Here is a 10,998-nt window from a genome sequence, read left to right as displayed (position 1 = left end):
GGGTGCCGTCAGCGGTGGTGCTGTCCGTGCCGGTGGTGGTGCCAAGCGCTGCTGCGAGGGTTGCGTCGGCGGCCAGTGCCGCGTCGGCTGTTCCGTCGGTTGCAGTGCTGTTGGTTCCAGCATCGGTGGTCAGGCCCAGGGAAAGGTCGGCGGCGGTGGCGAGGGTGCCGTCAGCGGTGGTGCTGTCCGTGCCGGTGGTGGTGCCAAGCGCTGCTGCGAGGGTTGCGTCGGCGGCCAGTGCCGCGTCGGCTGTCCCGTCCGTTGCAGACCCGGTTGCTGTCCCGGTGACCGCGACACTGCCGGCGCCGGTGGCCGCGCTTCCAACGGCGTCGCTTCCAACGATGTCACCGCCAACAATGTCACCGCCGGTAGCAAGGCCGAGGGTGAGGTCGGCTGCAGCCGTGGTGGCGAGGGTGCCGTCCGCGGTGGTGCTGTCCGTGCCGGCGGTGGTGCTGGCATCGGCCGTAAGGCTGACGGCAGCGGCGACGTCCGTGGTTTGGGACGCCGTCGGGTCACCCAGCAGGCCCGACGACGCCGTGTCCGTGGACGCCGCCGCAGAGATGAGGGCCGAAGCGGACAGGTCCGCTGCGTCCGTGTTGTCCGCTGCTGTGGCAGCGGTGCAGCCGAGGGCGAGAAGCCCGCCGGCCATGAAGGTGCCAAGAAGGCCCCTGCGAATGGTGGTACGCATGATGATGTCTCCTGAAAAGTTGATGGCGGGCGCAGGAAGCAGCCCGATTGCCGTGTCCTGCCGATCGAAGGCAGGCATGGCTCAACTAATCAGGAGACGAACCGGGGTCGAAGGACACCGGTTCCGGAGCATGGAGCACGAACTCCGGGGCGCTGGACGCGCCAAGATATGGGAAGAGAAAAGGGACAGGGCTCAGCCACGCAGCCGAGCCAGGCGGCGGGCCGCCGGAAGCCGCGCCGCCCGATCCGGGTGCCGCAGGGACGGGTGCAGGCGGGGACGACGGCGGCACGGGCGTTGTGCCCGTGTTTTCCGCTGCGGCGGGGCCGGCCCACAGTGTCGCGGCGGGGGCGGCGGGCAGCGGGAGCGCGGGAAGTGCTGCTGCAGGAGGTTGCGATGAAGCGGTATCGGCCGGCGCTGGGTCCCCGGCGGGGGTGCCGTTCACGGCAGGAGCGGCTGCGGCAGTTTCGGCGGCCGGACCGGAAAGAAGCCCGAGGACGGCCTGGACAGGCGCTTCGGGCGCCAGCTCCAGCGCGGGTTCGAGAACCGGCACAAGCTCCGTGACCGGTTCCACCACGGGTGTAAGCACAGGATCCAGGAGCGGCACTACCGGCTCAAGGACGGGTTCCACGTATTCCACTACAGGTTCGACGACCGGTTCGACGTAATCCACTACAGGTTCGACGAGGTCGCTGACCGGCGGTTCGGCAACCCGATCAGCTGCCTCCACTGCGTCGTCCACGACGGCGGTAATCGGCGCCGCGTGGATGCCGTCGACCACCGGGACTCCATCGGCCACCGGGGCGAGCGGGTCCGTGTACGGGACCTCGGCGAGGATCTCAGTCATCGCGGGGGCGGGTTCCGGCAAAAGGTCGGCCGAGGCAGGAGAAGAAGAGAACGTCAGCCAGGCGAACGTGGCGGCACCGGCGAAGAACACAGGGCGCAGGGCATGCCACGGCGAGCGGACTCCAGCCATGCATACCACCCCCAGCAGCGGTGCAACCGATAATAAGTCAGCTTACGACTCTTCCGGGGCTCACGTCGAGGGTCCTGGAAAAATCAGTGCCGATCGTTGGGGTAACTCACGCCCAGCTGGGCACGGACGCCGTCAAACAGCCGCATGGTGTTGAGCGAGTCTTCCAACGGCATGACCGGGCTCTCCGCCAGACCCTGCTGGATGCAGCGGGTCACCTCGCGCAGCTCGTACGTATATCCCTTGCCAACGACGTCGAACGCTTCCGTGCGGCGTTCGTCCCGCCCCTTGGTGATGACCAGTTCGTGCGGATTGTTGATGGAACCGACGCTCTGCAGGAAGCCTTCGCTGCCGGCCACAGTGGCAGTCCGCGGCCCGTGGGATAACAGCGATGAGGTGAGCTGGACCTGGGCCGCGTGGTGGTAACCGAGGGTGAGGGCGTTCTGGGAGTCCACGCCGTCGTGATTGACGAACCCCGTGGCGCTGACCGTCTGTGGGAATCCCAGTGTTCCCAGCGCCCACAACAGGGGGTAGACGGTGATGTCCAGCAACGCGCCGCCGCCGCTCTTGGGCGCCCAGAGCCGTGATTCGGGGGAGTACGGGGCGGGGAAGCCGAGGTCGGCCGTGACCCAATGGATTTCGCCCAGCTCACCGGATGCGGCGATCTGGAACGCCCGCTGCATGCTGGGGAGGAAACGGCTCCACATGGCTTCCATCAGGAAGAGGTTCCGGGACCGCGCTGCGTCGATCAGCTCGGCAGCCTCCCGGGCGTTGACGGTGAAGGCCTTCTCGCACAGGACGTGCTTGCCGGCATCGAGGGCGGCAAGGACCACCTCGTGGTGCTGCGCGTGGGGCGTGGCGACATAGACAACGTCCACCGCATCGTCGGCGAGGAGGCGCTGGTAGCCGGGGACGCCGCCGTCGTCCGCGTAGGTCTTTGGCACCCCGTGCGCGGCGGCGAAGGCGGCCGCCCTGGACTCCTGCCGGGAGCTGACGGCGTACAGCTCGGCGTCCACGAGGAGCGACAGGTCACGTGCCATCAGGTCCGCGATGGAGCCGGTGGCAATGACGCCCCAGCGCAGGGGCTTGCCCGTGGCGGAGCGGGGGTCCTGGTCAGTCTGTGCGGAGAGCCATGGCGTGGCGATGGGGGCGGGCATGGAGCCATCCTGCCACAGGAACGCGAAAGCCCGGCTCCATGGCGGGGAAACCGCAGGGAGCCGGGCTTTCCCGGGTGGTGCCTACTTGGTGATCGGGCCGAGGACCGGATCGTCGGTGTAAGCGGTCTTGACGTTTTCCTTGGTGACGATGACCGGCTCCAGCAGGTAGGCCGGAACGGTCTTGACGCCGTTTTCGTAGGACTTGTCGTCGTTGATCTCGGGCTTCTTGCCGGCCTGGAGGTCCTTCACCATGGTGATGGCGTGCTCCACGAGCTTGCGGGTGTCCTTGTTGATAGTGGAGTACTGCTCGCCGGCCATGATGGACTTGACGGATTCAACCTCGGAGTCCTGGCCCGTCACGACGGGCAGCGGCTTGCCGGCGCCCTTGACGGCGGTCAGGACCGCGCGGGCCAGCGTGTCGTTCGGGGACAGGACGCCGTCCAGGGAGGCGCTGCCGTAGCTGCCTGTCAGCAGGGTGTCGGCGCGGCGCTGTGCGTTCTCCGCCTTCCAGCCCTGGGTCACGGCCTGTTCGAACTTGGTCTGGCCGGAGAGGACCTTCAGGGTACCGTCGTCGATCTTCGGCTGCAGGACACTCATGGCGCCGTCGAAGAAGACCTTCGCGTTGGCGTCATCCGGCGAACCGGCGAACAGTTCGATGTTGTACGGGCCGGAAGGCTTCTTGGCCTTGAGGCCTTCCAGCAGGGCCTGGCCCTGGAGTTCGCCGACCTTGAAGTTGTCGTAGGCCACGTAGTAGTCCACGTTCTCGGTGTTCAGGAGCAGGCGGTCATAGGCGATGACCGTCGCGCCGGCGTCCTTGGCCTGCTTCAGCTGGGTGCCCAGCTGCGAACCGTCGATGGCACCGACGATGATGACCTTGGCGCCCTTGGTGACCATGGCGCTGATCTGGCTTTGCTGCTCGGAGACACCGCCGTTGGCGAACTGTACATCGGCCTTGAAGCCGGCGCCGTTGAGGCCGTCGTTGAACAGCTTTTCCGCCAGGACCCAGTTCTCACTCGTCTTCTGCGGAAGTGCGACGCCGATCGCGGAGTCCTGCGGGAATCCGGAGGCGCCTTCGGTGGAGCCGCCGGTTGATTCCGACCGGCCGCAACCCGTCAGCGCCAGTGCTGCGATGGCAGCGACCGCTGCTGCCTTTCCTGCTTTACCAATCATTCGCATTGTTGGTTCTCTTTCTTTGTGGTGTTGTGACGATGTTCAGGCTGCGGGGCTCAGGCTTCCCTGGCGATCGCTTCCTTGGTGGAGGTGGTTTCGTCCGGCTGCAGCGGGTTGCTGGGTCCGCCGGTGGGTCGGTTGATGTTCCGGGTCAGCATGCCGATGATCGACTTCTTGCCCTGGCTCTTGTTGTAGACGTCGAACGCGACGGCGATCAGGAGAACCAGGCCCTTGATGATCTGGGTGAGGTCCGCGCCGACCCCCAAGAGCTGGAGGCCGTTGTTCAGCACTGCCATCACCAGACCACCGATGATCGATCCGACGACGGTGCCCACGCCGCCGGTGACTGCCGCGCCGCCGATGAAGACTGCCGCGATGGCGTCGAGTTCCCAGCCCACGCCGTCGAAGGGGCCAGAGGCTGTGGAGCGGCCAACGAAGATCATGCCGGCCAGGCCGGCGAGGATGGACATGTTCATCATGACCAGGAAGTTGACCTTCTTGGACTGGACGCCGGAGAGCTCGGCGGCGTGCCGGTTGCCACCCACGGCGTAGACGTGGCGGCCCAGGACGGTGCGCGAGGAAATAAAGCCGTAGAGCAGTACCAGGACGGCCAGGATGAGGCCGGGGATGGGGAAGGAGGTGCCCGGACGGCCGGTGGCGAAGAGGTACGTTGCGTAGAGGATGGCGCCGCTGATCAGCACCAGCTTCAGCACCATGATCCACATTTCAGGAACGTCCGCGCCCAAGGCCTTGGCGCGTGCCCGGGAGCGCAGCTCGCCGACGATGACGAATGCGGCGGCGGCGATGCCGATCAGGAGGGTGAGGTTGTTGTAGCCGGTGTCCGGGCCCACCTCGGGAAGGTAGCCGGCGCCGAGGTACTGGAAGTCCTCCGGTACGGGGATGGTGTTCGACTTGCCGACGAACTGGTTCAGGCCGCGGAACAGCAGCATGCCGGCCAGGGTCACGATGAAGGCGGGAATCCCCACATAGGCCGTCCACCAGCCCTGCCATGCCCCGATCAGCGCACCGAGCAGCAGGCCCAGCAGGACCCCGGCGTACCAGGGCAGGTCCCAGTCGCGGATGGCCAGGGCGACGGTGACCCCCACGAAGGCGGCTACGGAACCGACGGACAGGTCGATGTGCCCGGCGATGATCACCAGGACCATGCCGATGGCGAGGATCAGGATGTAGGAGTTGCCGTTGAAGAGGTTGATGACGTTGCCGGAGGTGAGGGTCCGGCCCTCCGTGGCGATCTGGAAGAAGATGATCAGGGCCACCAGGGCAAAGATCATGCCGAATTGGCGGGTGTTGCCGCCAAACAGCTTTTTAAGGGCGTTCATGGTGTCAGTCCTTGTCCGGAAGGTTCTGGGTGGTCCAGAGGGTCAGGCGGCTTTGCGGTTCGAGGTCATCAGCTTCATCAGGCTTTCCTGCGTGGCCTCGTCTTTGTTCAGGACACCGGTGATGGCGCCTTCGAAGATGGTGTAGATGCGGTCGGAGAGGCCCAGCAGTTCAGGCAGTTCGGAGGAAATCACGATCACTCCCTTGCCCTGGTTGGCCAGCTGCTGGATGATGCCGTAGATCTCGTATTTGGCGCCCACGTCGATGCCGCGGGTGGGTTCGTCCAGGATCAGGAGCTCGGGGTCGGTGAACATCCACTTGGCCAGGACCACCTTCTGCTGGTTTCCGCCGGAGAGCTTGGCTACGCCTTCTTCCACGGACGGGGTCTTGGTGCGCAGCGACTTCCGGTACTGCTCGGCCACTGTGAATTCCTGGTTGGCGTCCACTATTGAGTGGCGGCTGATCTTCTTCAGGTTGGCGGCGACGGTGGTGGTCTTGATGTCGTCCAGCAGGTTCAGTCCCAGGGATTTCCGGTCTTCGGTGACGTAGCCCAGGCCGGCGTCGATGGCCTGGCGCACGGACTTCAGGACGAGTTCCTTGCCGTCCTTGTAGATGTGCCCGTCGATGAACCGGCCGTAGGAGCGGCCGAAGACCGACCGTGCCAGTTCCGTGCGGCCGGCGCCCATGAGGCCGGCGAATCCGACGATCTCGCCGCGGCGGACGAAGAAGCTGGAGTTCTTGCAGACCAGGCGGTCCTGCACGTTGGGGTGGGCCACGGTCCAGTTCTTGACTTCGAAGAAGACCTCGCCGATCTGCGGGGTGTGGTCCGGGAAACGGGACTCCAGGGTCCGTCCCACCATTCCCTTGATGATGCGGTCCTCGTCCACGCCGTCGGCCTTGACGTCCAGCGTTTCGATCGACTTGCCGTCGCGGATGATGGTGATGGAATCCGCGATCTGCTCGATCTCATTGAGCTTGTGCGAAATGATGATCGAAGTGATGCCGCGGCCTTTCAGGCCCAGGATCAGGTCCAGCAGGTGCTGCGAGTCGGACTCGTTCAGCGCCGCGGTGGGCTCGTCCAGGATGAGGATCTTCACGGACTTGTTCAGCGCCTTGGCGATTTCCACGAGCTGCTGCTTGCCGACTCCGATCTCCTTGATCGGGGTGTCCGGGTCCTCCCGGAGGCCCACCCTCGCCAGCAGTTCGGTGGAGCGGGTCCGTGCTTCCGCCCAGTCGATGACGCCGCGTTTGGTGGGCTCGTTGCCCAGGAAGATGTTTTCCATGATGGACAGCTCGGGGATGAGTGCCAGTTCCTGGTGGATGATCACGATGCCTGCGTGCTCGCTGGCACGGATGTCCTTGAACTGCTGCACCTGCCCCTGGTAGACGATATCGCCGTCGTAGCTGCCGTAGGGGTAGACGCCGGAGAGCACCTTCATCAGCGTGGACTTGCCGGCTCCGTTTTCGCCGCAGATGGCGTGGATCTCGCCCGCCTTAACCTGCAGGTTCACGTCCGCCAGGGCCTTGACGCCGGGGAACTCCTTGGTAATGGAGCGCATCTCCAGTATGAGCGGCTCCGTGTGCGTGGTCTGGGACGTCATTTGCCCTAACCCTCCAATGCGATGACTTCTTTGTCCGGCCGGGCAAAGCGCAGGGCCGTCTGATGGAAAAGTAAACTGGATCACCGGTCTTGTCGTCAAGTATTTAACGCAATTTGCGGATAACGATGCGGTCTAGGCCTTTCGGATTCCGGCCTGCTGGAACACCAGGGCGGCCGCTCCCAGCGCTTCTGCGCGGTCCCCCAGGGACGACATGGTGAGGGTGGTGCTCTCGCCGATCACGGGCACCGCGTGCCGGATCAAGCCGCGCCTGATGGGGTCGAGCAGGAGATCGCCGAGGCCGGCCAGGGGGCCGCCCACCACGATCACCTCCGGGTTGATCAGGTTGGCGACGTTTCCCAGGGCCCGGCCGACGGACAGGCCGGCGTCGTCCACCACCCGGAGTGTGGCGGGGTCACGGTTCAGTGCTTTGCGCACGATGTCGGCGGGAGTCAGCGGCCTGTCCTCGCCGCGGCTGAGGAGCTCGATCATGGTGGTGGTGGATGCGATGGTTTCGAGGCATCCGCGGTTTCCGCAGCGGCACACGAGGCCCTGCTCGTGGATGGTCGCGTGGCCTATTTCGCCGGTGATGCCTACGTTGCCGTAGTACGGGGCGCCGTTGAGGATCAGGCCCGCACCGATGCCCGACCCGATCTTCAGGAAGAGCAAATTGCTGACGCCGGTGTGCTGCCCCCAGGTCACCTCTGACCAAGCCCCCAAATTGGCGTCGTTATCAACAAAGACGGGTATCTTGAGGGTTTGCTCGAGGTGCTGGAGGATGTTGATCCCTACCCATTCCGGAAGAATGGCACCTTGTGCAACGGTTCCGGTGCGCCTGTCGATAGGCCCGGGAATTCCGACTCCGGCCCCCACCACGGCTGTCCGCTCCACGCCGCTCTCGCGCAGCAGTTTCTCCAACAGCGCCACGGCAGCCTGAATGCCTTCCTCAGCCTGGTGGCCCAAGGGGAGGAGAACTGATTCTTCTGCGATGACGTGGTAGCTCAATGAGGCCAGGACCACCCTGAGGTGCCTTCGGCCGAAGTCGATCCCTACCGCGACGGCCCCGTTGCTGTTCAGCCGGACATTGAGGGCGCGGCGTCCGGAGCTGGTGATCGGTTCCGTGGAGGCCAGCCCCGAGTCGAGCATGATCTTGACGATGTTGGAGACGGTGGCGGTGGAGAGGCCGGTTTGCCTGGCGAGTTCCGCCTGCGTCGAGGGCCCGCCCATCAGGGTCTCGATAATCCGCTGCTGGTTCAGTTGGCGCAGTGCCGACTGCGAGCCGGGATTTGTTGGTTTGCTCCTCGTTGAGCGCGGGGTTGCGGGCATGCTAAGAAGATTGCCCTATACGGGGTCTTGGCGTCAAGAAGTTAACGCATGAAGCCGCGGCCGCCCTCTGCCTGGACCGGGACGATCCGGCCGTGAACGTTCGTCCGGCGGTGCAAATGGCCCCGCCCCATAGCCCTATCCTCTGGCTACGCTGGGAGGAACGGCCCATCATGCGGCCGCTTCAACGACGGAAGGTGGTAGCGGTGCTGCTGGCACTTCTGCAGGCTAACTCTGCGGTCCTTGATCCCGAGGCGAACTGTGCCATCATCGATGCCGCCGCCGCGGAAGCAGCAGCGGCGGGTGCCCGGGTGCTGCTCACCCCGGAGCTTTTCCCGGTGGGGTATGCTCCGCGCAGGCTGCGGTCCGGACTCGACCCTGCACTCCTCCCCATGCTGCGCGAAAGACTTGCCGCTACCGCCCGCCGCCACGGCATCGGGCTCGTCTACAGCCTTCCGCGTGTCACGGCCGAGGGGGAGTGGCAGATCAGCGCCACCCTACTGGACTCGAACGGGGAGGTGCTGCTGGAGTATGGAAAAGTCCATCTGTTCGGACCCGACGAGCGTGCGGCCTTCAGTCCGGCAACAAGGCGTCCCGCCGTGGTGGACTTCCTGGGAATTCCCACGTCCATGGTCATCTGCTACGACGTGGAATTCCCTGAAGCCGTGCGGGCCGCGGCGGCCGGCGGCGCCGAGCTGCTGCTGGTGCCCACGGCGCTGGCCCACGGATTCGATGACGTCCCCCAGGTGCTGCTGCGGGCCAGGGCACTCGAAAGCCAGCTGACCATCGCCTACGCCAACCACTCTGGAGTGGAAGACGGCTGCAGGTTCCTCGGCGGCAGCGTCATCGCCGGCCCGGACGGGAAGCTGCTCGCCGCAGCCGGGAAGGGGCCGCAGTTGCTCTTCGCCGAAGTCGATGCAGAAGCGGCTAAGCGTGAGCGCGCCGCGGTACCCTACCTGGACGAGCGCCGCCCGGACCTCTACCGCGCCTGGGAAGCCTAGGCACCTGTACCGCCGCGCGGGGCTGCGCCGGGCAGCGCCGCGGAATCGGCAAACTGCAGTGCGATCCACAGCTCCGCCCGCGTTCCGGCATGCGCCAGGTCCACGTCCAGCATGTCCGCCAGGGCGTTAATCTGCCGGCGGATGCTGTTCCGGTGCAGTCCCGTGTCCTTGGCTGTCGCGTCCCAATTGCCGTTGGCGCCCAACCATGCGCGGAGGATCTGGAGCTGGGCTTCGCGGCGCTCCGGTTCCTGCCCGAGAACAGGCGCCAGCAGGCGGGAGGCCAGCATTCCGCCTGCCTCACCGCCCAGCAGGCCTGTGACAGACCAGGTCAGTTCCTCTTCGCGGACGGTGGTAGCGGTTGACTGGACCCGGGCGCGCAATGCCGAGGCGCTGCGGTAGGCGGCGGCAAGGCCCGGCAGTTCCGCGGCGCCGCCCACCACCAGCCGCCAGCCCAGCTGCTCCACCTCGGACAGCAGTTGGTCGTCAACCTTCAGCCGGGTCACGGCGGCGAACCCGTAGTCGGTAAGTTCCACCATTTTGGTGTCAAACAGCCGCCGCCACTGCAGCAGTTCGCGCACGGGACCGTCAGCTGCAGCCGCTGCCTTGGGCCGGATTCCCTGAATCACCCGGACCCGCCCGCTGCGGGTGCCCCCGACGCTCTGGGCCAGCAGATCCCGCAGGATGTTCAGCTCCGAGGTGCGGGCCCCGGCGATGCTTTCCGGATGCAGGAGCAACGCTGTGGCCAGCTGGCTGGGCGCCAGGGAACCACTGGTCCGCTGCCGGACCAGGAGTTCCAGCAGGCCCACCACCGAGGAGACTACATTGTTCTGTGCGGGGGTCAGCGGCTTGTCTGTGCCGAGCAGCAGGCCGCCCAGGGTGGCGTCCCTGGTGCTCCGCAGCGGGTGGCCGAACACCAGCGCTGACCCCGGAACGTCAAAGGCTTCAGTCTCCACCCGGGGGCCACTGCCGGCGAGGAGCCTTTTGAGCAGCGGCTGGAGCCTGGAAAGTTCGACGGCGGTACCGGCGCGGGCGCGTACCCTGCCGTCCGCGCCAACCAGGACGGCCCAGGCCGGCACCCGCTGCGCCAGGGCTGCCAGCAACTCATGCTCCGGCCGGGGCGACAGGACCGCCCGCATGAGATGGCGGTTGGTTTCGGCGAGCTGGCGGAACACCTGGGCGTTCCCTGATTCGAGCAGCTTGGAGAACTCGAGTCCCAGCGCGGCGAACGGGATGCTGGCGGGTACCGCCACCAGTGTCAGGCCGTGCTTCCGGCAGGCCGCCACGATATCAGCGGGCACCTCGTCGAAGTACGGCTCAAGGCCGAACCCCAGCGCCGCTACGCCCGCGGCGACGAGGCGACGGACGTACGTGTCGGCGTCGGCTGCCCCCTCTGCGGCTTCCTCGCCCCTGCTGCCCGTGACGGTGTCTTCGTCGGCGCCGTTGAAGCCACGCCGGAAGGGTAGTCCGGCGGTCAGCAGAAACTCGCCGTCAAGCAGGTACGGCGTAGGGTCTTCAAGTTCGCTCGGCTCCACCCACCGCAGGGGAGTATGGCCGTTGCCGGCGTCGTGCAGTATGGCCACACCTGCGGGCAGCGAGACCAGAAACTGGTTCAGCGTCACGGCGTCCAGCTGGGCCGGAAGTCCCGCGGAAGCAGACTCCGTGGCTGGTGCATTGCGTCTCATGAGTGAAGACTATAGGTCATTTTGCACATCTTGAGATGCGGCTCACACCCCTACGCTGGGGGAGGGAAAAC

The 10,998-nt window shown here is 66.0% G+C and carries 8 protein-coding genes and 1 pseudogene; 1 reads left to right on the top strand and 8 read right to left on the bottom strand.

Annotated elements, in window-relative coordinates; all coding sequences use genetic code 11:
- The 7 genes and pseudogenes from ACIQC0_RS01695 to ACIQC0_RS01665 all read right to left on the bottom strand — a co-directional run.
- A pseudogene (locus ACIQC0_RS01695) lies at positions 1-688 on the bottom strand (hypothetical protein); the annotation flags it as partial.
- A gap of 85 nt (positions 689-773) precedes the next feature.
- Positions 774-1,661: a hypothetical protein gene (locus ACIQC0_RS01690; RefSeq protein ID WP_377215249.1), complete on the bottom strand. Its 888-nt coding sequence runs from the start codon at positions 1,659-1,661 to the stop codon at positions 774-776.
- A gap of 83 nt (positions 1,662-1,744) precedes the next feature.
- On the bottom strand, positions 1,745-2,815 hold the full coding sequence (locus ACIQC0_RS01685; RefSeq protein ID WP_400532290.1) for a Gfo/Idh/MocA family protein: 1,071 nt from the start codon (positions 2,813-2,815) through the stop codon (positions 1,745-1,747).
- 81 nt (positions 2,816-2,896) lie between these two features.
- A complete protein-coding gene (locus ACIQC0_RS01680; RefSeq protein ID WP_377215251.1) occupies positions 2,897-3,991 on the bottom strand; it encodes a substrate-binding domain-containing protein in 1,095 nt (364 codons plus the stop codon).
- A 50-nt stretch (positions 3,992-4,041) separates the two neighbouring features.
- The gene (gene mmsB, locus ACIQC0_RS01675) at positions 4,042-5,325 is read right to left on the bottom strand and encodes a multiple monosaccharide ABC transporter permease (protein WP_377215252.1); all 1,284 of its coding nucleotides are present in this window, start codon (positions 5,323-5,325) and stop codon (positions 4,042-4,044) included.
- A 42-nt stretch (positions 5,326-5,367) separates the two neighbouring features.
- Positions 5,368-6,924: a multiple monosaccharide ABC transporter ATP-binding protein gene (gene mmsA / locus ACIQC0_RS01670; RefSeq protein WP_377215253.1), complete on the bottom strand. Its 1,557-nt coding sequence runs from the start codon at positions 6,922-6,924 to the stop codon at positions 5,368-5,370.
- Between the two features lie 132 nt (positions 6,925-7,056).
- Positions 7,057-8,247, bottom strand: a complete 1,191-nt coding sequence (locus ACIQC0_RS01665; protein ID WP_377215254.1) for an ROK family transcriptional regulator — start codon at positions 8,245-8,247, stop codon at positions 7,057-7,059.
- 203 nt (positions 8,248-8,450) lie between these two features.
- Between ACIQC0_RS01665 and ACIQC0_RS01660 the strand changes: the two genes are divergently transcribed.
- Complete coding sequence (locus tag ACIQC0_RS01660; protein ID WP_400532289.1) at positions 8,451-9,245, top strand: nitrilase-related carbon-nitrogen hydrolase; 795 nt, start codon at positions 8,451-8,453, stop codon at positions 9,243-9,245.
- Here ACIQC0_RS01660 and ACIQC0_RS01655 read toward each other — a convergent pair.
- Positions 9,242-10,927, bottom strand: coding sequence for a PucR family transcriptional regulator ligand-binding domain-containing protein (locus ACIQC0_RS01655; protein WP_400532288.1), 1,686 nt, complete (start codon positions 10,925-10,927; stop codon positions 9,242-9,244). The two genes, ACIQC0_RS01660 and ACIQC0_RS01655, sit on opposite strands and share 4 nt — an antisense overlap.
- Positions 10,928-10,998: the final 71 nt, after the last annotated feature.

Origin of the sequence: Pseudarthrobacter sp. NPDC092419 (assembly GCF_044755045.1) — a bacterium.
Classification (GTDB): Bacteria; Actinomycetota; Actinomycetes; order Actinomycetales; family Micrococcaceae; genus Arthrobacter.
The sequence above is the reverse complement of the archived record's forward strand: the minus strand, read 5'-3'. Positions and strand labels throughout refer to the sequence as shown.

Excerpts from the sequence above, each read along its gene's own strand:
- ACIQC0_RS01690 (WP_377215249.1), bottom strand. The coding sequence starts at position 1,661 with ATGGCTGGAGTCCGCTCGCCGTGGCATGCCCTGCGCCCTGTGTTCTTC.
- ACIQC0_RS01685 (WP_400532290.1), bottom strand. The coding sequence starts at position 2,815 with ATGCCCGCCCCCATCGCCACGCCATGGCTCTCCGCACAGACTGACCAG.
- ACIQC0_RS01680 (WP_377215251.1), bottom strand. The coding sequence starts at position 3,991 with ATGCGAATGATTGGTAAAGCAGGAAAGGCAGCAGCGGTCGCTGCCATC.
- mmsB (WP_377215252.1), bottom strand. The coding sequence starts at position 5,325 with ATGAACGCCCTTAAAAAGCTGTTTGGCGGCAACACCCGCCAATTCGGC.
- mmsA (WP_377215253.1), bottom strand. The coding sequence starts at position 6,924 with ATGACGTCCCAGACCACGCACACGGAGCCGCTCATACTGGAGATGCGC.
- ACIQC0_RS01665 (WP_377215254.1), bottom strand. The coding sequence starts at position 8,247 with ATGCCCGCAACCCCGCGCTCAACGAGGAGCAAACCAACAAATCCCGGC.
- ACIQC0_RS01655 (WP_400532288.1), bottom strand. The coding sequence starts at position 10,927 with ATGAGACGCAATGCACCAGCCACGGAGTCTGCTTCCGCGGGACTTCCG.